Origin of the sequence: Mesorhizobium sp. LNJC394B00, from assembly GCF_000502555.1 — a bacterium.
Classification (GTDB): domain Bacteria; phylum Pseudomonadota; class Alphaproteobacteria; order Rhizobiales; family Rhizobiaceae; genus Mesorhizobium.
This window is the reverse complement of record NZ_AYWH01000004.1, coordinates 213984-238448: the sequence shown is the minus strand read 5'-3', so window position 1 is coordinate 238448 and position 24465 is coordinate 213984. Positions and strand designations below refer to the sequence as shown.

Below are 24465 nucleotides of genomic sequence, written 5' to 3'. Positions count from 1 at the left end.
TGGTCGATTCCGGCGCGGTGGACGTGATCACGCGGACTTTCGCGCTTTGCGCGTTCATGTAGCATAGGGGTCTGGGGCGCAAGGGGCAGACCCGATGGCTGGACGTGGCCGGGGCACGAAGGAAGGCGAAGGCGCCGAGGCAAGCGTCAGCGAACGCTCGCTGTTTGCCGATAGTCCCTATGCCGAGCCGCTGCCCCTCGCGCTGCCTGAGCCGCATCCCGGCGTCGCGCCTGCGCTGCCCGGTCACGCGTTGCCGGCGCAAGTCACAGCGCCCGGATCTATCGCCCGTCTGCGCAGACGGCTTCGCCGTCCGTCATGGCCCGCGCTCCGCCGCAGCCTTGCCGTGGCCGCCAACACGGAGCTCGACCGGGGCGTCGCCTTCCTGCTGGTGCCGGTTTTCCTGGCGGCCGGCGTCATCATTTATTTCTCGCTGGCCGGCGAGCCCGGCTTTGCGCAGCCAATCGCCATTGTGGTGCTGGCGACATGTTGCGCCCTCGCCACGCGATCGCGGCCGAGGACGCATCTGTTCTGCATGGCCGCGATGCTGTGCGCGCTCGGCGTCGTCGCCGCCAAAGTCGAGACTTGGCGCGCCGGAACGCAGATGCTCGGCTCCGAGATTCAGACACGGCTGACCGGCCGCGTCGTCAGTCTCGAACAGATGGAAAGCGGCCGCATCAGGCTGACGCTCGATGTGGTTTCGACCGCTTACCCCGAGCTGCGCTACGCCCCGGAGCGGGTCAGGCTCTCGGCGCGGACCGTTCCCGCCGATATGACCGCCGGCTCCCTGATCACCGGCTATGCCAGGCTGTTGCCGCCGACCGGTCCGGTGCGGCCGGAGAGCTACGATTTCTCCTTCGACAGCTATTTCACCGGTTTCGGCGGCAGCGGCTTCTTTCTCGGCAATCCGAAAACCATTGCTACGCAGGGACCGCCGCCGCTGACCGCGCGGCTCTCCTCGGCAATCGAGAACGCGCGCGAAAACATTGCCGACCATATCAGGGGCAAAATCGGCGGCGCCGAAGGCGAGATTGCCGCGGCGTTGATTGTCGGGGTGCGCGCCGGCATCCCGGACGAGGTCAACGAAGCGATGCGGCGCACCGGCATCTACCACATCATCTCCATCTCCGGCCTGCACATGGCGCTGGTTGCCGGCACCATCATGGTGTTGCTGCGTGGCGCCTTTGCGCTGTTTCCCGATTTCTCTTCGCGCCGCCCAGTCAAGAAATATGCAGCAGTGGCAGCACTCGTCTCCATCGCCGCCTATCTCGTCATTTCAGGCGTCGTGGTTGCCGCCGAGCGCAGCTTCATCATGCTGGCGGTCATGCTTGTCGCCGTGCTGTTTGATCGCGCCGCACTCACCATGCGCAATCTGGCGATCTCCGCCATTGCCGTCATCCTGGTGTCGCCGCACGAGGTGGTCGGTCCCAGCTTCCAGATGTCGTTTGCTGCCACCGCCGCCCTTGTCGGCGCCTATGCCGGCTGGGCCGATTACCGCGCCGACAAGGTGAGAACGCCGCCGGCAAAGCGCTCCTTCGTCGGCTTCCTGTCGCGAAAATTCGCGCTGGCCATGGGCAGCCTCGCCATGACCTCGATCATCGCCGGCAGTGCAACCTTGCTGTTCGCCATCTGGCATTTTCAGCGTGTGTCGCCGCTCAGCCTGATCGCCAATCTGGCCGTGATGCCGATTGTTTCGTTGATCGTCATGCCTTTTGCCGTGCTCAGCGCACTGGCGATGCCGTTCGGCGCCGACGGGCCGTTCCTCTATGTGATGGGCAAGGGTCTGATGGCGATGATCGCTATATCGGCCTGGATTTCCGAGCGCTCGCCGGTCGACGCCGTCGGGCTGATCTCCATCCGCTCGGTGCTGTTGGTGGCGGTCGCCCTCGTCATCGCCACCATGGCCACCACCTGGCTCAGGTTGGCGGCCGTGCCTTTCGCGCTGGCCGGCCTGTTGACGGTAGCCGCAGGTGCTTACGCCCGACGTGCTCATATCCGAGGATGCGCATCTGGTGGCCATGCCGATCGGTGGCGGCGAACTCGCCCTCAACCGCGAACGCTCCAACGAATTCACCACGGACAATTGGAAACGGGCGCTGCGGGCCGAAACCATTATCCCACCTGAGATTTTCGAGGCAACAGATACGCGGTTCGATCTCGATCCGCTCGATCTGCCGCCCGGCTCGCCCTTCTATTGCACCGGCGATCTCTGTATCGCCCGGCACCCTTCCGGAGCCATTGTGGCGCTTGCGAAAGACCGCAAGACGGCGCGGCCGGCCTGTGCCTTCGCGAGCCTGATCGTCATCGATGACGCCACCGCCTACAATCCGTGCCGCGACCCGCTGGTGCTGGTCGTGACGAAGAAACAGCTGGCCCGCGACGGCAGCGCCGCCGTCTTCTTCGATCCGCAATCGGCAGCTGCAGCGCCAACCATCCGCTTCGCCGTCGACAAGCCGTATCGCCCCTGGCACGAGCAACGCCGCTTCTCCCGCGAAGCGCGCGGCCTGCCGCCTTACAACCAGCGTGAAAAGTACAAACCCAAGCCGGCTCAGTAGCGCCGGATCAATCCGACAAGCTTGCCCTGCACCTTCACCCTGTCCGGTCCAAAAATGCGGGTCTCGTAGGCCGGGTTGGCGGCTTCCAGGGCGATCGAGGCGCCCTTGCGGCGGAAGCGTTTCAGGGTCGCTTCCTCATCGTCGACCAACGCCACCACGATCTCGCCGGGGCTGGCTGTGTCGGCATTGCGGATGATGACCGTGTCGCCATCGAAAATGCCGGCCTCGATCATCGAATCGCCCTTGACCTCGAGCGCGTAGTGTTCGCCGCCCATGATCATATCGGGCGGCACCGAGATCGAATGGGTCTGATGCTGGATGGCGTCGATCGGCACGCCGGCGGCGATGCGTCCCATAACCGGGATTGAAATCGCGGAAACGGCATCGTCATTGCCGGCCGACATCGAACGCGACGGCGAGCCCGGCTTGATCTGGCGGCCGAGACCGCCTTGGCCCATCGCGCCTTGTCCTTGGCCGCCTTGCCCTTGGCCGGTTTGACCAAGACTGCCCTGAATCACGCTCGGCGAAAACTTCCTCGCCGCATTGAGGCCTGGTGCGATCGAGTCGGGCAGCCGCAGCACTTCCAGCGCGCGCGCCCGGTTCGGCAGCCGGCGAATGAAACCGCGCTCCTCAAGCGCCGTGATCAGGCGGTGGATGCCGGACTTGGAGGCGAGGTCGAGCGCTTCCTTCATCTCGTCGAAGGACGGCGGGATTCCGCTCTCCTTCAGGCGTTCATGGATGAACATCAGAAGCTCATGTTGTTTGCGCGTCAGCATCGCGGCCCCCAAGGGTTCTGAAATCAGAATCAGAAAAAACAAACCCAGAACAAACACTATCTGTTCCAGTTGTGTTCCGCAACCTTTTAAAGTTTAATGAATGTGTTGACGTTTTGTTCAGCGTAACGTTCGGCGCTGCGGGCGCCGCCTGCGCCCATTTGCCGGCAACGGGTGAAACGAAGCCAAAGTGCCCTGCGCGTCGGCTACGACCGCCGCTTCCTTTTCGGACGGGGCTGCGCAGCATCCGCGCCGGGTTCGCTCTGGGCATAGACCTGCAGCGTGTAGCCGATGTGAGCGGTCATCAGAGTTTTCGCACGTTCGACGTCGCGATCGAGGGCCGCTTCCATCAGGGCGGTATGGTGTTCGATCGCCACGGCGTCGCGCAGGGCCGCCACGGCCTTCCGGTGTCCATCCGTGCGGCCGGCGGCGGCGCGCAGCGTCGGGGCCAGACCCAGAAAGCGGTGATGGCGATGCAATTGGTCGGAAATCGTCGCATTGAAGCGCAGCAGCCAGCTGGATGTCGCGGCACTGAGCAGCGCCGCATGGAAGGCATCGTGTTTTTCGTACCACGCGTCGACCGCATCATCCGATGGATCGTCGAGAACAGACCCGCACCGTGAGAGACGATAGTGGGCGGCAACGACCGCGTCTTCCCACTCACGGTCGCCCTCCTCGATCGATTCCACCAGCAGGGGCAGTTCGACCACCAGCCGCGCACGCGCCAAATCCTCGAGCTCCGCCCGAGAGACGGGAGCGACCGCAAACCCGCGGTTGCTGATGGCGGTCACAAGCCGTTCCGCCTCCAGCCGCGACAGCGCCTCGCGCAACGGCGTCCAGCCGATGCCGTAGGTGTTGCGCAGCGTGCTCAGCTTCAACGGCGCGGCAGGCGCCAGCCGGGTCGCAAGAATATCGCGCCTGAGCAGGCGATAGGCCGCTTCCGTCTTCGAGGTCTGCTCGTCACCCAGCATCGTGATCCATCAGACATAAACGCTCGGCGGATCATTATATATCAAAGCCTTTCAATGGGTGAATTATATATAATGTTTGACAGTTCAAGGGCGACCACTCAAGATCGCCGGCATGTTTGGGCGGCAGGCTCCGCCGCGCGCGTTTGTCCATGGAGGGGCGCCGGATCATGAGCACGACACCCGATCTCGCTACAATCGAAGCAATGGATGCCGCCGATCCGCTGCGCTCCATGCGCGAACGCTTTGTCTTGCCGCAAGGCGTGATTTATCTCGACGGCAATTCCCTGGGCGCCGCGTCAGCGGTCGTCTTCAGCGAACTGCAGCAGGCCGCCACGCAGGAATGGGCGCACGACCTCATTCGCGCCTGGAACACCGCCGGCTGGTTCAACATGCCGGTGGAACTCGGAGATCAGCTCGGGCGACTGATCGGCGCGGCTGATGGGCAGACGGTGGTCTGCGACACAACCTCGATCAACGTCTACAAGCTGCTGCACGCAGCGCTCGGCATGCGGCCGGATCGGTCGGTCATCGTTGCCGAGGGCGACAGTTTCCCGACCGACCTCTACATGGCCGAAGGCGTCGCCTCGACCCGGCCGGGAACGCGGCTGCGGCTGGAGGGCGTCGACGCGGCGGCAATCGAGGAGCTGATCGACGACAGCGTTGCCGTCATCCTGGTCAACCACGTCAACTACAAATCCGGCCAGTTGCGCGACATGACGGCGCTGACGCGCAAGGCACATGACGCCGGCGCGCTGATCATCTGGGATCTCTGCCACACGGCCGGCGCCTTGCCGGTCGAACTTGACCGTGCCAATGCCGATTTCGCCGTCGGCTGCACCTACAAATACCTCAATGGCGGCCCGGGCTCGCCGGCCTTCATCTACGCGGCTGAGCGCCACCATGGTGATATCAGCCAGCCGCTCAGCGGCTGGTGGGGGCATGCGCGGCCGTTTGCCTTCGAGCAGGGCTTTGCCGTCGGCAGCGGCATCCGCCGCTTCCTGTGCGGAACGCAGCCGGTGCTGTCGATGCGGGCGCTCAAGGGCGCGCTCGATATCTGGAACGACGTCGACATGGCGGCGGTGCGCAGAAAAAGCATCGCACTGACCGACCTGTTTATCCAGCTCGTCGAAGCCAGATGCGGCGCCTACCGGCTTGAACTGGAAAGTCCTCGCGACGGCAGCCAGCGCGGCAGCCAGGTGTCGTTCCTCCACCCGCATGGCTATCAGGTGATGCGGGCGCTGATCGAGCGCGGCGTGATCGGCGATTTTCGGGCGCCGTCGACCATCCGTTTCGGCTTCACGCCGCTCTATGTCGGTTATGGCGATGTCTGGCAGGCGGTCGAAGCGCTGGAGGATATTTTGCGCACCGGCGCCTGGCAGGACGCCCGCTTCGCGGTGAAGACCGCGGTTACGTGAGAAACTAGAGCAATTTCAGGAAAAGTGTGAAGCGGTTTTCCGTCCGACATTGCGTCAATCAAAGAGCTAGAGCATTTCGCCGTTTCCGTTAAACGGTGAAATGCTCTAGAGCCGGGTGCGGACCGTCCAGAGCTCCGGAAACAGCACGACCTCCAGCATCTTCTTCAGATAGGAGGCGCCTGAGGTGCCGCCGGTGCCGCGCTTCAAGCCGATGATGCGCTCGACCGTTGTGACGTGGTTGAAGCGCCAGCGGCGGAAGTAATCCTCGAAGTCGACCAGCTTCTCGGCCAGTTCGTAGAGCATCCAGTAGCGCTGCGGGTCGCGGTAGACGGTTTGCCAGGCAGCCAGCACGTCTTCGTTCTCACCGCGCGTCTCGCGCCAGTCCGTGCGCCCGGCATCGGCGCCGATGTCGAAGCCATTGCGCGCCAAAAGCAGAAGCGCCTCGTCGTACAGCGACGGCGTGGCCAGGATCGCTTCCAGCCTGTCCGTAAGATCGCGCCGGTGCTTGTGCGGCCCGAGCATGGCTAGGTTGCGGTTGCCGGCCATGAACTCGATGGCGCGGTACTGCCAGGACTGGAAGCCCGAGGATTGGCCGAGCGCGTCGCGAAACTCGGTGTATTCGCTGGGCGTCATCGTGCGCAGCACGTCCCAGGCATTGTTGAGCTGCTCGAAGATGCGCGCGACACGCGACAGCATCTTGAAGCTCGGTTCGAGGCGGTCGGCGCGGATCGAGCGGATCGCGGCGCCGATCTCGTGGAGGGCCAGTTTCATCCACAATTCGGATGTCTGATGCTGGATGATGAACAGCATCTCGTCATGGGCAGAAGACAGCGGCGCCTGCGCATCGAGCACCTTGTCCAGCTGCAGATAGTCGCTGTAGGACATCCGCTCCTTGAAAGACATCTGCGCGCCATCGGACGCCGGATCGTGCGGCTGGCTCAATTGCTCTTCTCCGCGCGCAACCGGAAGCGCTGGATCTTGCCGGTCTGGGTTTTGGGCAAGGCGTCGATGAACTTCACCGAACGCGGATATTTGTAGGGCGCGATCGTTGCCTTGACGTGGTCCTGCAGGCGTTTGACGGTCAATGCGTCCGGCGAAACACCTTGCACAAGCACGATATGCGCCTCGACGATCTGGCCGCGTTCACCGTCCTCGGCGCCGGTCACCGCGCATTCGGCGACGTCGGGATGCGAGAGCAGCGCCGCTTCGACCTCGGGGCCGGCGATGTTGTAGCCGGCGCTGACGATCATGTCGTCGGAACGCGCGGCGAAGTGGAAGAAGCCATCCTCGTCCTGCGTGAACGTATCGCCGGTGAGATTCCAGCCATCGCGGACATAGTCCTTTTGCCTGGCATCGGCCATGTAGCGGCAGCCGGTCGGGCCGCGCACCGCCAGCCGGCCAGTAGAGCCGCGCGGCAGCTCCCGCATCTCGTCATCGACGATGCGTGCCTGATAGCCGCCGACGGGTTTGCCGGTGGAGGCCGGCTTCATGTCGTCGAAGCGGTTGGAGATGAAGATATGCAGCATCTCGGTGGCGCCGATCCCATCGAGGATCGGCTTGCCGGTCTTCTCAGTCCATTCCTCGAAGACAGGCGCCGGCAGCGTCTCGCCCGCCGAAACCGCGACGCGCAGCGAGGACAGGTCAGCGCCTTGATCCATGGCCTTGAGCATGGCCCGATAGGCGGTTGGAGCGGTGAAGGAAATGGTCGCTTTGTAGGTCTCGATGATGTGGATCATGTTGGGTGGCGTCGCCTGTTCCAGCAGCGTCGCCGCGGCGCCGAAACGCAGCGGGAAGATGGCGAGCCCGCCAAGACCGAAGGTAAAGGCAAGGGGCGGGGAGCCGACGAAGATGTCGTCGGGCGTCACCTCCAGGATTTCGCGGGCATAGGCGTCGGCGACGATCAGCAGGTCGCGGTGGAAATGCATCGTCGCCTTCGGCACGCCGGTGGTGCCGGAGGTGAAGCCGAGCAGGGCGACATCGTCGCGGCCGGTGTTGACGGCAGTGAAGGTGACCGGCTTGTCGAGGGCGGCGCGGTCGAGTTCCGCGTCATGGTTGGCCGTGCCGTCGAAGCCAATGACCTGCTTGAGATACGCACTGCCCTTGGCGCAGGCGGTCATCTCGTCCATCAGCCTTGTATCGCAAAGCGCAACCGTGATTTCCGCCTTGTCGACGATCTTGGCGAGTTCGCCGGCGCGCAGCATCGGCATGGTGTTGACGACCACCGCGCCAACCTTGGTGGCGGCCAGCCAACAGGCGACCATGGCCGGGTTGTTGGCCGAGCGGATCAGCACCCGGTTGCCCGGCTTGACGCCATAATTCTCGACCAGGGCATGGGCGAGCCTGTTGGTCCAGTCGGACAGTTCCTTGTAGGTGCGGCGGCGGCCATTGCCGATCAGCGCGGTGTGGTCGCCGAACCCTTTTTCGACCAGCCTGTCGGTCAATTCGACGCCGGCATTTATGTGGTCGGGATAGTCGAAGCCGTCGAGCAAAAACTCCGGCCATTGCTCCGGCGGCGGCAGGTTGTCGCGCGTGAATGTGTCGATATGCACTGATGGCCCAAGCATTTTCGGCTGCCCCTGTCTGCCTCGCGCCCATGGCTGAACAAGGCGCAGGATCGCACCAGTCGAAATTTGTTTCAAGCCTAAAATGTTTTTAGGTCGCAGCATTGACGCCGCCCTGTTCGGCGGCCATTCCTGTCGACTGAACTGAAGCCATCCGGGAGGGATGCAGATGCTCCAACATCGTGTTGCCGATTGGGACAATGCCTACGCCAACGGCGACAACATTGCCGGCAGCAATCGCTGGCCGGCCGCGTGGGACACACCGGCACAGGCTTTTCGCGACACAATGTCGGCGTCCGGTCGGGCCAAGCTCGACATCGCCTATGGCGACAGCCCGCGCAACAGGCTCGATCTGTTCCTTCCCGATGTCATGCCCAAAGGGCTCGTCGTCTTCATCCATGGCGGTTACTGGAAGGCGTTCGACAACAAGCCATGGTCGCATCTGGCCAACGGCGCGGTTGCCAATGGCTTTGCCGTGGCAATGCCGACTTACACGCTTTGTCCCGACATACGCATTTCCGGCATCGTTAGGGAAATCGCGGCGGCGATCGGCAAGGCGGCGACGATGGTCGGCGGGCCGGTGATCCTGACCGGGCATTCCGCCGGCGGCCATCTCGCCTCCAGGATGGTGACGACAACGACACCCCTGGCCGCCGATGTGGCGGGCCGCGTGCGCAATGTCGTCTCGATCTCCGGCGTCCATGACCTGCGGCCAATCATGCGGACTGGGATGAACGCGACACTGGCCATCGATGAAGCGGAAGCACTGGCCGAAAGCCCGGTTCTGCTGCGCCCCATGCAGGGCGCGCGCATCACCTGCTGGGCCGGCGGCGGCGAGCGGGCGGAGTTCCTGCGCCAGAATGCGCTGCTTGCCAACATCTGGATCGGCCTCGGCGCCACGACCAGCACAGTGGTCGAGCCGGACCGGCATCATTTCAGCATCGTCGACGGGCTTGCCGATCCGACACATCCGCTGACGCGGACATTGCTGGCGGAGTAACAACCAGTCTTATCTCTTGGAATTAACGGCTTGGATCCGCGACCTTCAGCGCAACATCAGAACGCTGCAAGCAGCGCCTGCTTCTGCCGCCGGAGCGAAGGGCTCGCGCACGATCAGGCCGTTGGCGTCGGCCAGCATTCTCAGCATCGAGGAATCCTGGATGCCGAATGGTGTCGCCACCAATGCGCCGGCTTCTTCCCGGACCACGGCGCGCACATAGTCTTGCCTTAGATCATTGGCCGGCATCGCGGCGCCAAGCTGAGCCTGGCGGATGTCCTGCCGGTGGGGACGGCCGCCGAGCTGCGCCAATAGCGGCTTCAGGAACAATTGCGAGCAGACCAGGCTCGCCACCGGATTGCCGGGCAGGCCGATGCACCTGATATCGCCCAGCCGCCCGAACATCAGCGGCTTGCCCGGGCGCATGGCGAGCTTCCAGAAGTCGAGGTTCATGCCTTCGCCGGTCAGCACGTCATGAACGAGATCATGGTCGCCGACCGAGGCGCCGCCGAGCGTGACGATGACGTCGGCTTTCGCATCGACCGCCTTTTTCACCAGCGCCGCGATCGCTTCCTTGCGATCGGCCGCTATACCGAGATCGAGCGCGCGAGCGCCGACCGACTGCGCCACAGCAGCGACGCCATAGGCGTTGGACGAGATGATCTGGGCGGGGCCAGGTTCGCTGCCCGGTGGCAGCAATTCGTCGCCGGTGGCGATGATGGCGACCAGCGGCCGTTGCACCACGTTCAACCGGGGATGATTGGCCGACGCCGCCAGCGACAATGCAGCCGGATCGAGCACGCGGCCTTTCTCCAGCAGCACGTCGCCTTGGGCAAAATCCAGTCCAAGGCGGCGGATGTTGCGGTTCTTCGCCGTCGGTTCGGTGACCTCGATCCGGCCACCGCCGAGATCGCGAACATTTTCCTGGATGACGATCGTGTCTGCGCCTTCAGGCAGCGGCGCGCCGGTGAAGACGCGCACGGCCTCGGATTTACCCACTGTGCCGTCAAAGCCTCGCCCTGCGGGCGCCATTCCGATCACCGAAAGCCGCGCCGGGGCCGACGCCACATCCTGCGCCCGTGCGGCATAGCCGTCCATGGCAGATGCATTGAAAGGCGGCTGGGTACGCAGCGCCACGACCGGCTCCGCCAGCACCCGGCCGGCCGCATCCGCCAGCGCGACCCTTTCACCGGGCAACGCCACAGCGCCGTCGAGTAGGCGTTGAAGCGCCTCGGCGACCGGAACCAGCGCCATTTACGAACCCGCCTTGTAGTCGCCGGACTTGCCGCCGGTCTTTTCCACCAGCTGTATACCGGAAATCACCATGGCGCGGTCGACCGCCTTGGCCATGTCGTAAATGGTCAGGCACGCGACAGATGCCGCGGTCAGCGCCTCCATCTCGACCCCGGTCTTGCCGGTGACGCGGGCGAGCGCGGTGACCCTAAGGCCGGGCAGCGTGGTGTCCGGTTCGATGTCGACCGACACCTTGGTCAAAAGCAGCGGATGGCAGAGCGGAATCAGCTCATGCGTCTTCTTGGCCGCCATGATGCCGGCAATGCGCGCGGTACCCAGCACATCGCCCTTCTTGGCGTCGCCGTCGAGGATCATCTTCAGGGTTTCGGCCCGCATCGAGACAAAGCCCTCGGCGACCGCCGTGCGCGTCGTCTCCGCCTTCTCGCCGACATCGACCATGTTGGCCTCGCCCTTGGCGCCGAGATGGGTGAGGGCGGCTGCCATCCTCAGATGGCCTCTGCTTTCGCCTTGCCTGTCAAAAGCAGCCGCGTTGCCGCAGCGACATCCTCTTGCCGCATCAGGCTCTCGCCGACGAGGAAGGTGCTGATGCCGGTCTTTTGCATCCTGAAGCAATCGTCGTGGGTGAAAATTCCGCTCTCGCTGACCAGCAATCGGCCGCCCGGCACCATCGATGCCAGCCGTTCCGAGGTCTCGAGGCTGGTCTCGAATGTTCTGAGATTGCGGTTGTTGATGCCGATCAGCTGCGACGAGAGTTTTACCGCGCGCTGCGTCTCGGCCTCGTCATGCACCTCGATCAGCGCGTCCATGCCGAGTTCGAACGCGGTCGCTTCCAATTCGCTCGCCAAGGCATCATCGACGCTGGCCATGATGATCAGGATGGCATCGGCGCCCCATGCGCGAGCCTCGTAGACTTGATAAGGGTCGAACAGGAAATCCTTGCGCAGCGCGGGCAGGGACACTGCCTTCCGTGCACTGATGAGAAATTCCGGCGCGCCCTGGAAGGATGGCGCATCGGTCAGCACCGAAAGACAGGCGGCACCGCCTTTCTCATAGGCCTGCGCCAGTGCGGGCGGGTCGAAATCGGCGCGGATCAAGCCTTTGGATGGGCTTGCCTTTTTGATCTCGGCGATCAGGCCGAAGCTGCCCGATCTGCGCTTCGCCTCAAGCGCCCTCAGAAAGCCACGCGGTGCGTCGGCATCCTTGGCTCGCGCCTTGATCTCGGCCAACGGTATACGCGCCTTCGCCGCCGCGATCTCGTCCCGCTTGTAGGCCTCGATCTTGCGCAGAATGTCAGCCACGGCTCATCCGTTCGAAATCTCGACCAGCCTGTCGAGCACGCCCAGCGCCCGGCCGCTGTCAATGGCCTGTGTGGCCGCGGCCATGCCGTCGGCAAGCGTCGTCGCCTTGCCGGCCACCACCATGCCGGCGCCGGCGTTCATCAGCACCGTATCGCGATAGGCCCCGGCAGCACCTCTCAGCATGTCGCGCAACGCCGTGGCATTGTAGGCGGCGTCGCCGCCGCGCAACTCGTCCTTGGTGTGGCGCTGCAGGCCGACGGCTTCCGGGGTGAGCGTGAAATGGCGGATCTCGCCGCCGGCCAATTCCGCCACCTGCGTTTCGCCGGTGGTGGTGATTTCGTCATAGCCATCCCCATGGACCACCCAGGCATGCTCGGTGCCCAACGCCTTCAATGTCTCGGCCACCGGCACGATCCATTCCGGCAGGAACACGCCGACCATCTGCCTGCTGACGCCGGCCGGATTGGACAGCGGTCCGAGCAGGTTGAAGATGGTGCGCGTGCCGAGCTCGACGCGGGTCGGGCCGACATGCTTCATCGCCGGGTGGTGCGCCGGCGCGAACATGAAGCCGACGCCGGCCTCCTGGATGCAGCGGCCGATCACCTCTGGCGGGATATCGATCTTGACGCCGAGCGCGACCAGCACATCGGCGGCGCCCGTCAGCGACGACAGGCCGCGATTGCCGTGCTTGGCGACCGGCACGCCGCAGCCGGCAATGACGAAGGCCGAAGCGGTCGAGATGTTGACTGAATGCGAATTGTCGCCGCCCGTGCCGACAATGTCGATGGCGCCCTCAGGAGCTTCGACGCGCAGCATCTTGGCACGCATGGTGGCGACGGCGCCGGAAATCTCGCTCACGGTCTCCCCGCGCACGCGCAACGCCATCAGGAAGCCGCCGATCTGGCCCGGCGTCGCGTCGCCAGACATGATGATGTCGAAAGCTTCGCGCGCTTCCTCGAAGGTAAGCCCGGTTCCCGTGGCGACCTTGGCGATATGGGTCTTCAGGGCGCTCATTGGGCCAAGACGTTCATTGGGCTAAGGCCATTCATTGGGCGAGGGCTTGGGCAACGGCGGCCTGGTCGACGCTGACGGCGTACTGCGTCTGCAACTGCGCCACCAGCTGGTCGAGCAGATCGTCGGACATGCCTTGCGTGAAGGATTTTTGCGCATCGTCGGGTACCGAGCTGGCGTCGGCTCCGGCCGGCTCGAACACTTCGGCGACCTTGAACAGGATCTGGCCGTCGCCGGTGGGCGAGGGGATCAGCCCGGTGCCGCCTTCGCCGACGCCGAACATCGCAGCAGCACCCTCCTTGCCGAAATCGACATCGTCGGCCTCGCGCTTCACGCCGCGCTTGGTCTGCTTTTCAAGCTTCAGTTCGCCGGCGATGACGTCGAGTGTGGTGCCAGCCTTGAGGCGCTTGTCGAGTTCGTCTGCTTTCGCGGTCAGCCGCTTGGTCGTTTCCTCTGTCGTCCAGTCCGCCACCACGCGCTGGCGGACTTCGTCCAGCGTGCGGTCGCGAGCCGGCGTGATCGATGTCAGTTCATAGAACACGAAGCCGTTGTTAGGCGTGGTCAGGGCTTGATTCTCGGTGTTGGGCTCGGCCTCGAACACCGCCTTGATGAGGTCCGGCGATGCCGGCAGGTCCTTGATGATGGTCCCGTCCGGCCTGAGGCCGGTGCGGTCGATGGCCTCGACGGTGACGTCCTTGAGCTTCAGTTTGGCGGCGGCTTCGGCCAGCGTGCTGCCGGCGGCGCGGGTGTCTTCGTAATTGTCGTGCACGTCGAGCAGGATGCGGCTTGCTTCGCCAAGCGCCAGATCCTTGCGGATCTGGTCTGACACTTCCGCCAGCGGCTTCACCGTTTCCGGTTTGATCTCGGTGACGCGCAAAAGCACCGGACCGAACGCGCCCTGGACGACCGGGCTGACTTCGTTGACGGCTAGCGCGAATGCGGCATCGGCGACCGCCTTGTCGGTGATCTTGTCCTTGGAGAGCGTGCCGAGCAGCGTGTCGGCCGGGGTCTTGCCCTGCGCGGTGACGATCTTGTCGAAAGTGGCGCCCGTCTTCAGCGAATCGGATGCCGCCTTGGCGGCGTCCGCGGAAGGAAACACCAGCTGTTCGATGGTGCGCATTTCCGGCGTGGTGTAGCGGCCCTTGTTCTTGTTGTAGTCGTCGCTGACCTGCTGGTCGGTCACGGCGCTGACATCCATGATGTCTTCGGGCTCGAGCCGGACATAGGAGAATTTGCGGTATTCTGGCGCCGCGTAGGTTTTCTTGTTGGACTCGAAATAAGCCTGAAGCACGCTGTCGGAGGGGGCCTCGATCGGTTCGACCAACGCCTTTGGCAAGATCAGATAGTCGATGGTGCGGTCTTCGCCCCGATAGAGCGCAACTGCCTTGAAGAAGGTGTCCGGAGCCTTGAGGCCGTCCGAAACCGCTTCGACGATCTGCTGGCGCACCGCCACCTGAGCCCGGTTCTTCAGATAATCCTCCGGCCGCATTCCCAGTTCGCGCAGCCGGGATTCGAACAGCCGGCGGTCGAACTGGCCATTCGGGCCCTGGAAGGCGGGTTCCTGCCGCGTCAGTTCGGCCAACCTGTCCTTGGAGAAGCCAAGCCCGAGCTTGCGCGCCTGTTCGTCAAGGACGGCGCCGGACACCAACTGAGCCAGCACCTGGTTGTCGATGCCATAGGCCTTGGCCTGGTCGCGGCTGATGCGCTGGCCGATCTGCTGCTGCAGCATGGCGATCTGGCGATCATAGGCGAGGCGGTACTCGGTGATCGACACGGTGGTGCTGCCGGCGGTGATCACCGCATGATGGCCAGCCAGGAAGCCGCCCGTCATCCGCGTGGTGACGCCCCAGGCAAGGAAACTCAACACCAGCAGCGACAGCAGGGCTTTCGCGACCCAGGTCCCTGCCGCGCTTCTCAATATACCAAGCATTGTTACTTCCGATTTTTGCGCAGTTTTGCGTGCGCCCGAGTCTGAAACAAGCGCAATAGCGCCCTTCCGGCTCACTGTCGATTGCTTTGTGGCCTGATTTTGATAGGGAGGGCGAGACCCCAATGTCGCCCGGAGAACCAGATCCCCATGACGCCAGGAATTCGACCGCTCGTTGCCGGCAACTGGAAAATGAACGGCACCAGCGCTTCGCTGAACGAGCTCAGGATGATCGGCAACGGCTTCATGAGCGGGCTCGACGCAGAGACCGAAGCATTGGTCTGCGTGCCGGCGACCTTGCTGTCGCGCGCCGTCGAAATCCTGTCGCGCACGCCGGTGCGGGCCGGTGGCGAGGACTGCCACATCAAGGAAAGCGGCGCCTTCACCGGCTGCGTCTCAGCCGAGATGCTGAAGGATGCGGGCGCCAGCCACGTCATTGTCGGCCATTCCGAGTGCCGCGAACAGCGCAGCGAGGACGATGCCATCGTCCTCGCCAAGGCCTCGGCGGCGTGGCGGGCAGGGCTCGTCGCCATCATCTGCATCGGCGAGACCAAGGCCGAGCGCGAAGCGGGCACAGCACTCGACGTATTATCGCGGCAGGTCGCCGGCTCGGTGCCACCGAGCGCAACGCCCGCCAACACCGTTATCGCCTACGAGCCGGTATGGGCTATCGGCACCGGCCTGACGCCGACCGCCGAAGACGTGGCGGAGGCGCACGCGCATATCCGCCAAAAACTGGCGGAAGCGCTCGGCGCAGCCGTGGCCGGCAAGATGCGCATCCTCTATGGCGGCTCGGTCAAGGCGTCCAACGCGGTCGAACTGCTGGGCGTCAAAAACGTCGACGGCGCGCTGGTTGGCGGCGCCAGCTTGAAGGCGTCCGACTTTCTCGCCATCGCCGAGGCATACCAGAATATCGCGTAGGCCCCGGAATTTCGTTGCCGACCAGTTCCGTCATCGACTTATGAACGCAGCAGTTCGGCGGAAATCGTTGCAAAGGGCGCATTGCTTCCCATATTCCGGCCACGGGCTTGGAAATGCCGTTAAAGCATTGTATGGAGCCGCCTCCAAATCACCGGCCCTGATCGCCAGGGAGCGGCAGGGCTTGCCAGGATAAAATATGGAAACCGTACTGATCGTCATCCACCTCATGGTCGTGCTCGCCCTTGTCGGCGTGGTGCTGCTGCAACGCTCCGAAGGCGGTGGTCTCGGCATTGGCGGCGGTTCCGGTTTCATGACCGCGCGTGGCGCCGCCAATGCGCTGACGCGGGCGACGGCGATCCTGGCCGCGGCCTTCTTCGTGACGTCGCTGACACTCTCGATCGTTGCCCGCTATGGCGAAAAACCGATCGACATTCTCGACCGCGTGCCGGCCGACAGCGGCAACGGCGTGCTCAATCAGTTGCCCGGCACGACGGCGCCGACGCCGCCTTCGGGCAACACCGCACCGGCCGCGCCCGCGGCCAACGGCGCCGCCACGACGCCGCCCGCGACGGCTCCCGCCACCACAGCCCCGGCGACGGCTCCATCTCCGGCGACGCCACCTGCAACCGATTCGGCTGCGCCGCCGGCTACCAATGGCGTTACCTTGCCGGTCACGCCGCAGGTTCCGAACCAGTAGTCGGTACGGTCAGATGCCGCGATCTGTTGTTGTTTCAACACAGTCGCGGCAAATGGCACACGATCACGAAGATTCGACGGCACCCCGTGCTTGAGGCCCGTACGCCACTTCGATTATAGATTGCCGGCGGCACTTTCTGCGCCCTTGGGGGGCGCCGGGCGACGCCGTGGGCAACAAGCATTGAACGATCGGATCTTCGCCATGCAGCTTCGCAGCTTCATTTTCATGGGGTTTTGTGCCGTATTCGGCATGAGCTCCGCGGCCTTCGCCGGCACTCCGGCAATGACCTCACCGCAGGCGGTTGGCAAAACCGCTGTCATCAACGTCGCCGCCAAGAGCGATGCGACGCAGCTGAAGCTTCTCAAGAAGAAGAAAAACCCGAGCCCGGATGATCTGGCTCAGATCAGCAAGCTCGAAGACAAGATCGCCGCCGACAGGGATCTCGCCCGCGTCAAGGCGCTCGAGGCCCGCAAGGTGGCGATGCGCGATGCGGCGAAAGCCAGGGCCGACGCCCAGCGCCAGGCGTTCCTGGCCAGCAAGGGCAAGCCGGTGGTGATCGCTGACGCCAAGCCAGGCAAGAAGATCACCAAGATCATCGCTCCGGTTGACCCGATCGCGCCGGTCGAGCCGATCGAATCGGCCGAACCGCTTCCGGCCGAAGCGATGAATATCGCGCTGACCGGCAACAATGGCGAATTGCGCAGCGAGGCCCCGGGCCAGAAGCCGACGAGTGGCGGACTGTTCGCCGGCCTGTTCGGCGGCACGTCCTCTGCCTCGTCGATTGCCTATCTCCCCGAAACGCGCGCGCTCGACCAGGCTCTCGCCAAGCGGCAAGCCAAGAAGCAGTTCAAGGTGAAGCCGGAATTCGTGCCGCAGGACGTCGAATTCAGCGGCTATGAGCCGGGTACGATCGTCATCGATACCAGCGCGCGCCGCCTCTACCTCGTCGAATCGGCTTTCACCGCCCGCCGCTATGCGATCGCGGTCGGCCGCGAAGGCCTGCAGTTCAAGGGCAAGGTTGCCGTTGGCGACAAGCAGGAATGGCCGCGCTGGATCCCGACGCTCGACATGCAGAAGCGCGAACCCAAGCATTACGGCCAGTACAAGGACGGCATGCCCGGCGGCGGCCAGAACCCGCTCGGCGCCCGCGCCATCTATCTCTACGACGGCAAGAAGGACACGCATCTGCGCATCCACGGCACCATCGCGCCGCAGTCGATCGGAACCAGCGCTTCCAATGGCTGCTTCCGCATGATCAACGAGCACGTCATGGACCTCTACAGCCGCGTCAGGGTCGGCACCAAGGTCGTCATCATCTGACGCTTTCACAAACCTGCCGAAAGGGCCGGCTTTTGCCGGCCCTTTTGTTTTGACCAAAACACCAGTCTCGAACCGCGGGACTATCGCGCCTTCTCTGGAAAAAGCCTCAGCGGCGGTTTTTTCTCTGGCGGAATCAATTCGGCCGCGTTAAGCGATGACTCCCATGGCGCGATATGTATTCATCACAGGCGGCGTGGTTTCCTCACTTGGAAAAGGCATCGCTGCAGCGGCCCTTGGGGCTCTCTTGCAGGCGCGAGGCTATCGCGCACGCATCAAAAAGCTCGATCCCTATCTCAATGTCGATCCCGGAACGATGTCGCCTTACCAGCATGGCGAGGTTTTCGTCACCGATGACGGCGCCGAGACCGATCTCGATCTTGGCCATTACGAGCGCTTCACCGGCCGCTCGGCCAACCAGCAAGACAACATCACCACCGGCCGCATCTACAAGAACATCATCGAGCGCGAACGGCGCGGCGACTATCTCGGCGCCACCGTGCAGGTCATTCCGCATGTCACCGATGAGATCAAGAATTTCGTGCTCGACGGCAATGACGACTATGATTTCGTGCTGTGCGAGATCGGCGGTACGGTTGGCGATATCGAGGCGATGCCGTTTCTCGAGGCTATCCGCCAGCTCGGCAACGATCTGCCGCGCAACAACGCCGTCTATGTCCACCTGACCTTGATGCCTTACATCCCCACGGCCGGCGAGTTGAAGACCAAGCCGACCCAGCATTCGGTCAAGGAACTGCGCGGCATCGGCATCGCGCCCGATATCCTGCTGGTCCGCGCCGACCGCGCCATCCCCAAGGAAGAGCGCAGAAAACTGTCGCTGTTCTGCAATGTGCGCGAGAGCGCCGTCATCCAGGCGCTCGACGTGCCCCACATCTATGACGTGCCGATGGCTTACCACAAGGAAGGGCTCGATTCGGAAGTGCTGGCCGCCTTCGGTATCGATCCGGCGCCGAAGCCGCGCATGGAGCCCTGGCAGGCCGTGTCCAACCGCATCCACAATCCGGAAGGCGAGGTAACGATCGCCATTGTCGGCAAATACACCGGCCTCAAGGATGCCTACAAATCGCTGATCGAGGCTTTGTCGCATGGCGGCATGGCCAACCGCGTCAAGGTCAAGCTCGACTGGATCGAGAGCGAGATTTTCGAGAAGGAAGACCCGACGCCGTGGCTGGAAAAGGTGCATGGCATCCTGGTGCCCGGCGGCTTCGGCGAGCGCGGCTCGGAAGGCAAGATCCTGGCGGCGAAATTCGCCCGCGAGCGCAAGGTGCCGTATTTCGGCATCTGCTTCGGCATGCAGATGGCCTGCATCGAGGCAGCGCGCTCGCTGGCCGGCGTCGAACACGCCTCGTCGACCGAATTCGGTCCGACCGACGAGCCGGTCGTCGGCCTGATGACCGAATGGCTGAAAGGCACCATGCTGGAGAAGCGCCGCGAAACGGGCGATCTCGGCGGCACCATGCGGCTTGGCGCCTATCAGGCTGAACTCGCCAAGGGTTCGAAGATCGCCGACATCTATGGCGACACCCAGATTTCCGAGCGCCATCGCCACCGCTACGAGGTCAATATCGACTACAAGGAGCGGCTAGAAGATTGCGGCCTGGTGTTTGCCGGCATGTCGCCCGACGGTGTGCTGCCGGAAACCGTCGAATATCCCGACCATCCCTGGTTTATCGGCGTCCAGTATCACCCGGAGCTGAAGAGCCGGCCGCTGGAGCCGCATCCCCTGTTCGCCAGCTTCATCTCGGCCGCGGTGGACCAGTCGCGGCTGGTATAAGCAGGCCGCGTTGCCATGCAAACCTATGTTGCGCTGCTCTACAGCATTATCCTCGGCGAAGGCCGCCGGGTCGTCATGGCCGACCTCAAGGCGATGGCTGAACAGCTTGGGCTGAAGAACCCGCGCACCCTGGTGGCGACCGGCAATCTGGTCTTCGAGACACGGGCGACTGGTATCGCCAAGCTGGAACAGCAGTTGGAAACGGCCTTCGAAAAAACCTTCGGCCGCAATGTCGTCATCATCGTGCGCACTGCCGAGGATTGGCTGAAACTTGCCGCCGGCAACCCATTCCCGGCCGACTCTGCCGAGGCAGGCGATCAGGTGGCCGTGCGGGTGATGCGCGAGCCAGCGCCAGCGGATGGTGTGGCCGCGCTCCAGGCCTATGCCGCCGAGGACGAGAGGGTGGCTTCGGTCGACGGCGACATCTGGGTCGTCTTTTCGCGCCAGCGGCCAAGCTCGCGGCTGCTCGCTGCCATGAACCACAAGCGCATGGGCATCGGCACCGCACGCAACTGGAACACGGTGCGGAGGTTGGCTGAGATGGTGGAGTAGGGAGTAGGGAGTAGGGAGTAGGGAGTAGGGAGTAGGGGTATTATTCCCTACTGACTACTGACTACTGACTACTGTACTGACTACTCCCTATCCCTCAATTTCACGCCTTCGCCGTCCTGGCCCCTGCGCCAAGGGCGGCGGTGCGAAGGACGTAGTAGATGACCCCTGCAATGCCGACGCCGAAAAACCAGCCATAAACGCCCCACCATGCCGGCAGCAAATTGGTGAAGTTCGGCAGGACCGAGGAGAAGATGGCGCCGATGCCGGCGGCTATGAAGGCGTTGACGTGCCAGCCGCCCTGGAAGCGGAACTCGCCATCTTCGCGGTACAGTGCCTCGACGTCGACCTCGCCCTTCCGGATCAGATAGTAGTCGACCATCATCACCCCGAAGATCGGCCCCATCGTCGCGCCGATGACGTTGACGAAAGATGCGGCACTGCCTTCCCACGGCGCGAAGGGATAGAGCACCAGCGCGATAACAGCCGCGATATAGCCGCCCTTCTTGAAGTCGATCTGCCGGGGAAAGACATTGGAGAAGTCGAAGGCCGGCGAGACGAAGTTTGCCACCACATTGATGCCGAGCGTCGCCACGGCAAAAGTCAGGGCTGCAAGCGCTGCCAGGAACCAGCTGTCGAATTTCGCCGAGATCTGGTCGGGATGCAGAAGCACTTCGCCATACACGTCGAAGGCAGCGATGGTGGTCACGCCGGCGACCAGCGAGAACAGGATGAGATTGATCGGCAGGCCCCAGATGTTGCCCTTGCGCAGCGATGCCTTGTCTGGGGCATAGCGGGCGAAATCGCAGAAATTGAGATAGAGCGCTGAGAAATAGGTGACCCAGATCGCCGCCACCGCAAACAGCGACGTCCAGGAGCCAGGGGTTCCGGGTACGCCGGCATCCTTTGTCTTGTCGAGCAGCACATCCATCGGGATGTCGCTGGTGAAGGCAAATCTCCCGGATTTTACACAGAGATAGATCGCCAGGATCAACATCATCACCCACACCGCCGGTCCGGCCCAATCCTGGAAGCGGCGCACCGTTTCCATGCCGTTCTGGATGATCAGCAATTGCAGTGCCCAGATGACCACAAAACAGATCACTTCCAGACCCGTGTGGCCGAGGAAATGCGTGTTGGCGTTGAAATCGGCGAACCATTGCGAGCGGATCAGCAACGCCACGATCGCGCCCGATGCCGCCGCCGTCTGCGCGCCGTACCAGAAGCAGGCGACGATGGCGCGCACCAGGGCCGGAATGTTGGCGCCCCAGATGCCGAAGGAGGCGCGCGCCAGCACGGGGTAGGGCACGCCGGTCTTCACGCCGGCATAGCCGACCATGTTCATCAGCGCGTAGATGATCAGCGAACCGATGCCGATGGCGATGATGAAATTGACGAAGCCGCCGCAAAACAGGAACAGGCTTGCGGCGAGATAATAGCCCCAGAGGCTGTGGACGTCCGACGTCCAGACGTTGAAGATCGAGAACGGCCCCCAGTTTCGGACTTTGGCCGGAGCCAGATCCTCATTGTATAGATCAGGTGATGCGCCTTGTATGGTCACTGCGATGTCCTCCCCTTGATGCCGCACGCGCCCTCACGCGTCGACTGCGCAGGTTATGCCTGACGCAGGGGAACCGGCAAGCAATCCATTTGCCGGCTTTGGCCTTAAAGATATTCAATGAGAACAGCGCTTATCGATCGGCTTTTGGCGAAGGTCGGCGCAAACGCGGCGTATCTTGATTCGATCCGCAGGCGGCAGCGATCAGGACGCTTTGCGGTTGAGAGCCGGTGATGCATCGAAATTGGCGGCAAGCCAAGCTATCGCGCAGGTGACATCATCGAGCCTGTATTGGGCCACGGTCGGCCCACGCGGCTTGACCCGGATCGAGATGCCGCCGGCCTCGTTGATCGCCTCGAAACCGTTTTCGTCGGCGGTGTCGTCGCCGAGAAAGACCGGCCGCCGTCCGGCAAAGGGCGGGATTGCCATGAAACGCCGCACGGCAGCGCCCTTGGCCGCTTCGAGCGGCATGAGTTCGACGCCGGCGTTGCCCGGGATAACCCGATAGCCCTTGGGAAGCTCGGTCAATGCCTGTTCGGCAAGATGCGTTGCCCTGGCCAGCAGATGCGGCGCCGCACGCGTATGGATGGCGAGGATCGGACCCTTGCGCTCGATATGAACAAGGCCGTCATCCAGTTCGGCCTCGATGGCGTCGGCAAGGGCAGCGATATCGGCGGGAGCATCGGCGGCAACGACCGGGCCGTCCGGCGTCAGCCGGTGTTCCAGCCCATAGAGACCGGCAACACGCAGCTTCAACGGATGAAACAGGCGGTCGGCGCCTTCGACCGAGCGGCCGGTGATAAAGGCGACAGCGCCGTCCAGCCGTTCATCGACGACGCCGAGGAGGTTGCGCAGTTCGTCGCTTACGGACACGGCGTCGGGGTGCGCCGCGTGCTCCAGCAACGTGCCGTCGATATCGAGGAAAAGCGCCCATTGTCCTTCCGGCAGGTCGGGTGCGGTTGGCAGGCCCGGTGCTTTCGACAGGCTATTCATGACGCCACCTTCCGCATGCGGTCGAACAGTGAGACGATGTTGCTGCCGGTGTTTGCGGGCCGCTCGGCGACACTTGTCGCTCTTTCGAGGTCGCCGCGTTTGCGCAGGCGCGCCGCATCGAGCAGCATGCTGCCGGCCCAGCGAAAGACATTGTTGTCGCGCACTATTTCGCGCATCGGGCGCATGCGCTCGCGTTGTTCGTCCGGTGACATGGTCAGCGCCTGCAGCAGCACCTGGCTCATCATCGCCGCGTCGTAAGGATTGACGATCAGTGCTTCCAGCAGTTCGCGCGACGCGCCGGCAAACGTGCTGAGCAACAGCACGCCCTGTTCGTCGTCACGCGCGGCGACGAATTCCTTGGCTACGAGGTTCATGCCGTCATGCAGGCTGGTGACCATGCAGATGTCGGCGGCGCGATAGATCTCATAGACCTGTTGCTGCGAATGGTGCTCAGCCACCATGACCACGGGCTTGTAGCCGTCATGACCGTAGCGCTGGTTGAGCTCGTTGGCATAACGCAGGCATTCATCGTGCAATTGCTGGTACGCCGGCAGCGTGCCGCGGCTTGGGGCAGCAATCTGCAGGAACACTACCTTGCCGATCCACTCGGGGTGGCGCGTAAACAATTCGTCCAGCGCATGGAAGCGGTCGAGGATGCCCTTGGTGTAGTCCAGGCGCTCGACGCCGACGCACAGCTTGACGTCCGCCGACAGGCCGAACCGCTCACGCAGGCGGGCGCGGCTTTCCTCGACCGGTGGCAGTTTGGCCAGGAGTTCGGCCGGCCATTCGATGGAGATGGGATAGGCGTGCACCAGTGTCGTCCGCCCGCCATACGAGATCGCGGCGTCGGCGCGCTCGATCCGGCTTTCCAGGAACCTGTCTACGCTTTCAGTGAAATTATTGGCATGAAACTGGGTGTGAAAGCCGATGATCGAGCTCCCGAGCAGTCCATCAAGAACGCGTTCGCGCCATGGGCAGATGCTGAACACTTCGGAGTTCGGCCACGGGATGTGCCAGAAGGTGATGATGATCGCCTCCGGCAGGCGCTCGCGGATCATGCGCGGCAGGAGCGCGAAATGGTAATCCTGAACCAGCACGATCGGCCGCTCATTGCGCGCCTCGGCAACCACCATATCGGCGAATTTGCGGTTGACGGCCTCATAGGCCTCCCAGTCCGAGGCACGGAAGACCGGCCGTGTGAAGGCGATATGGCAGAGCGGCCAAAGCCCTTCATTGGCAAAGCCGAGATAATAGCCCTGATATTCGTCGTCGCTCAGCCACACGCGGCGCAGCGTATAGGACGGATTGTCCGGCGGCACCTGAACCCGATCGTTGCTGTCGACCGTCAGACGATCCGCAGTTCCGCCGCCATAGGCGATCCAGGTGCCGCTGCAGGCGCGGGTGATAGGCTCAAGCGCCGACACCAGGCCGCTGGCCGGCACCAGAAGCTCGACGCCGTTGTCCTTGATGTTGTGGATATAGGGTTCTCGGTTCGAGACGACGATGACCTGCGCGTCCGGCAGGTCGTCGGCAAGTATCTTGCGCAAGGTGTCGGGCGACCAGTTCACCAGCGCCGCGTCGGGAGATTGTCCGTTCTTCTCGAACTCCCGCAAGACCTTGCGCGTCGCTTCCGATGCGACGTCCTCGCCGGCAGTCGGTGCAACCGTCAAGCTATGGCTACGACGTTGCCTGGAGATCGATAACATAACGGCTAGAATCGAAAGGCCAAGGCTTGCAAGGATCAAGACCCAGAGCAGGGCCATGCCATAATCAGTCATTCCAATTCCAACTCAATTTTGGCCGTCAGGGCCTTTTTCTTCATGGTTCGATTTGAGTGTTCGCAGCCGACGATCGCCCGTGAGAACCTGTGTTTTTC

Annotated in this window: 19 protein-coding genes and 1 pseudogene; 8 read left to right on the top strand and 12 right to left on the bottom strand. The window is 63.4% G+C overall.

The window, feature by feature from the left end; genetic code table 11:
* Positions 1–94 precede the first annotated feature (94 nt).
* Positions 95–2552, top strand: a pseudogene (locus tag X751_RS01000000163910) (ComEC/Rec2 family competence protein).
* Here the strand turns inward: X751_RS01000000163910 and lexA are convergent.
* A complete protein-coding gene (gene lexA / locus X751_RS146970) occupies positions 2546–3328 on the bottom strand; it encodes a transcriptional repressor LexA (RefSeq protein ID WP_023724387.1) in 783 nt (260 codons plus the stop codon). The pseudogene X751_RS01000000163910 and the gene lexA sit on opposite strands and share 7 nt — an antisense overlap.
* A 203-nt stretch (positions 3329–3531) precedes the next feature.
* On the bottom strand, positions 3532–4296 hold the full coding sequence (locus X751_RS146975; RefSeq protein WP_023745106.1) for a GntR family transcriptional regulator: 765 nt from the start codon (positions 4294–4296) through the stop codon (positions 3532–3534).
* Between the two features lie 167 nt (positions 4297–4463).
* Here X751_RS146975 and kynU point away from each other — a divergent pair, with 167 nt between their 5' ends.
* The gene (gene kynU / locus X751_RS146980; protein ID WP_023745105.1) at positions 4464–5711 is read left to right on the top strand and encodes a kynureninase; all 1248 of its coding nucleotides are present in this window, start codon (positions 4464–4466) and stop codon (positions 5709–5711) included.
* Positions 5712–5816: 105 nt separating this feature from the next.
* Here the strand turns inward: kynU and kynA are convergent, their stop codons facing one another.
* A complete protein-coding gene (kynA, locus tag X751_RS146985; protein WP_031194025.1) occupies positions 5817–6653 on the bottom strand; it encodes a tryptophan 2,3-dioxygenase in 837 nt (278 codons plus the stop codon).
* Entirely contained in the window at positions 6650–8275 is a 1626-nt protein-coding gene (locus X751_RS146990) for an AMP-binding protein (RefSeq protein WP_023745104.1), read from the bottom strand. The genes kynA and X751_RS146990 overlap by 4 nt, the downstream gene beginning before the upstream one ends.
* 166 nt (positions 8276–8441) lie before the next feature.
* On the opposite strand from X751_RS146990, the gene X751_RS146995 reads away from it, so the two are divergent.
* Entirely contained in the window at positions 8442–9272 is an 831-nt protein-coding gene (locus X751_RS146995) for an alpha/beta hydrolase (RefSeq protein WP_023671046.1), read from the top strand.
* A gap of 45 nt (positions 9273–9317) precedes the next feature.
* Here X751_RS146995 and glp read toward each other — a convergent pair whose 3' ends face one another.
* The 5 genes from glp to X751_RS147020 are packed head-to-tail and all read right to left on the bottom strand — an operon-like array spanning position 9318 to position 14762.
* Positions 9318–10523: a gephyrin-like molybdotransferase Glp gene (gene glp, locus X751_RS147000; protein WP_023671047.1), complete on the bottom strand. Its 1206-nt coding sequence runs from the start codon at positions 10521–10523 to the stop codon at positions 9318–9320.
* Positions 10524–11006 carry a cyclic pyranopterin monophosphate synthase MoaC gene (gene moaC, locus X751_RS147005; RefSeq protein WP_023671048.1) on the bottom strand — a complete coding sequence of 161 codons (483 nt, stop codon included), beginning with the start codon at positions 11004–11006 and terminating at the stop codon, positions 10524–10526.
* Positions 11007–11008: 2 nt separating this feature from the next.
* Positions 11009–11821, bottom strand: coding sequence for an indole-3-glycerol phosphate synthase TrpC (gene trpC, locus X751_RS147010; RefSeq protein WP_023671049.1), 813 nt, complete (start codon positions 11819–11821; stop codon positions 11009–11011).
* A 3-nt stretch (positions 11822–11824) separates the two neighbouring features.
* A complete protein-coding gene (gene trpD / locus X751_RS147015; protein ID WP_023712346.1) occupies positions 11825–12835 on the bottom strand; it encodes an anthranilate phosphoribosyltransferase in 1011 nt (336 codons plus the stop codon).
* Between the two features lie 31 nt (positions 12836–12866).
* Complete coding sequence (locus X751_RS147020) at positions 12867–14762, bottom strand: peptidyl-prolyl cis-trans isomerase (protein WP_023712345.1); 1896 nt, start codon at positions 14760–14762, stop codon at positions 12867–12869.
* 147 nt (positions 14763–14909) lie between these two features.
* Here X751_RS147020 and tpiA point away from each other — a divergent pair, with 147 nt between their 5' ends.
* The 5 genes from tpiA (at position 14910) to X751_RS0133565 (ending at position 20041) form a co-directional block, all read left to right on the top strand.
* Positions 14910–15680 (top strand): triose-phosphate isomerase, encoded by a 771-nt coding sequence (tpiA, locus tag X751_RS147025; RefSeq protein WP_023671052.1) that lies wholly within the window; start codon positions 14910–14912, stop codon positions 15678–15680.
* 196 nt (positions 15681–15876) lie between these two features.
* Entirely contained in the window at positions 15877–16377 is a 501-nt protein-coding gene (gene secG / locus X751_RS147030) for a preprotein translocase subunit SecG (protein ID WP_023688558.1), read from the top strand.
* Positions 16378–16578: 201 nt separating this feature from the next.
* Positions 16579–17697: a L,D-transpeptidase gene (locus X751_RS147035; protein WP_023688557.1), complete on the top strand. Its 1119-nt coding sequence runs from the start codon at positions 16579–16581 to the stop codon at positions 17695–17697.
* 154 nt (positions 17698–17851) lie between these two features.
* Positions 17852–19489, top strand: a complete 1638-nt coding sequence (locus X751_RS147040) for a CTP synthase (protein ID WP_084558291.1) — start codon at positions 17852–17854, stop codon at positions 19487–19489.
* 15 nt (positions 19490–19504) lie between these two features.
* A complete protein-coding gene (locus X751_RS0133565; protein ID WP_023709418.1) occupies positions 19505–20041 on the top strand; it encodes a DUF1697 domain-containing protein in 537 nt (178 codons plus the stop codon).
* A 100-nt stretch (positions 20042–20141) separates the two neighbouring features.
* On the opposite strand, the gene X751_RS147045 is transcribed toward X751_RS0133565, so the two are convergent.
* From X751_RS147045 to X751_RS147055, 3 genes are all read right to left on the bottom strand, one after another.
* Positions 20142–21599 (bottom strand): NCS1 family nucleobase:cation symporter-1, encoded by a 1458-nt coding sequence (locus X751_RS147045; protein WP_023688556.1) that lies wholly within the window; start codon positions 21597–21599, stop codon positions 20142–20144.
* A gap of 201 nt (positions 21600–21800) precedes the next feature.
* Positions 21801–22589, bottom strand: coding sequence for a trehalose-phosphatase (otsB, locus tag X751_RS147050; RefSeq protein ID WP_031247124.1), 789 nt, complete (start codon positions 22587–22589; stop codon positions 21801–21803).
* Positions 22586–24367, bottom strand: a complete 1782-nt coding sequence (locus X751_RS147055) for a trehalose-6-phosphate synthase (protein WP_023745101.1) — start codon at positions 24365–24367, stop codon at positions 22586–22588. Before X751_RS147055 ends, otsB begins: the two co-directional genes overlap by 4 nt.
* Between the last annotated feature and the right edge of the window lie 98 nt (positions 24368–24465).